The organism is Duganella sp. sic0402 (genome assembly GCF_019219065.1).
GTDB lineage: Bacteria > Pseudomonadota > Gammaproteobacteria > Burkholderiales > Burkholderiaceae_D > Rugamonas.
In genome coordinates this window covers 1-648 of record NZ_JAHUWK010000031.1, presented here as the reverse complement: position 1 = coordinate 648, position 648 = coordinate 1, and the positions used below count along the sequence as shown (strand labels likewise).

General features: G+C 57.6%; 1 pseudogene. It reads left to right on the top strand.

Annotated features, from left to right (window positions below):
* Positions 1-64 precede the first annotated feature (64 nt).
* Positions 65-648: pseudogene (locus KW842_RS27155) on the top strand (transposase); the annotation flags it as partial.

The window sequence follows — 648 nt, the reverse complement described above, 5'->3', positions numbered from 1 at the left end:
TGTAGTGGTTTAATGTACCCGGACACTGATTTAGGCGAGAATGCTCGCCATGGAGAGGTGTTTGATGAGCAAGCAGAGACGTACGTTTTCCCCGGAGTTCAAGCAGCATGCGGCATGCCTGGTGCTGGATCAAGGATATAGCCACATGGAGGCAAGCCGGTCGGTCGGCATCGGCGAATCAGTGCTGCGCCGCTGGGTGCAGCAGCTTCAGTCGGAGCGGCAAGGCATCACGCCGCAGAGCAAGGCAATGACGCCTGATCAGCAGCGCATACAGGAACTCGAAGCGCGCATTGAACGTCTGGAGCGGGAGAAGTCCATTTTAAAAAAGGCTACCGCGCTCTTGATGTCGGAAGGTATCGAACGTACGAGGTAATCGATCAGATTTGTGGTGACGAATCGATCGAGTTGATCTGCGCGGTGTTCGAGGTGACGCGGTCATGCCTGTATGCGTATCGGGAGCGCGCCCGGCACATCGATGTTGAGCGTATGGCACTGCGTAGCCGCGTGCACGAGCTGTTCGTCGAGAGCCGTAGTTCGGCGGGAAGTCGCAGCATCGTGGGCATGATGCGCGAGGAAGGCACGGCAATTGGCCGCTTCAAAGTCAGTCGTTTGATGGAGGAGTTGGGGCTGGTCTGCAAGCAGCCTGGC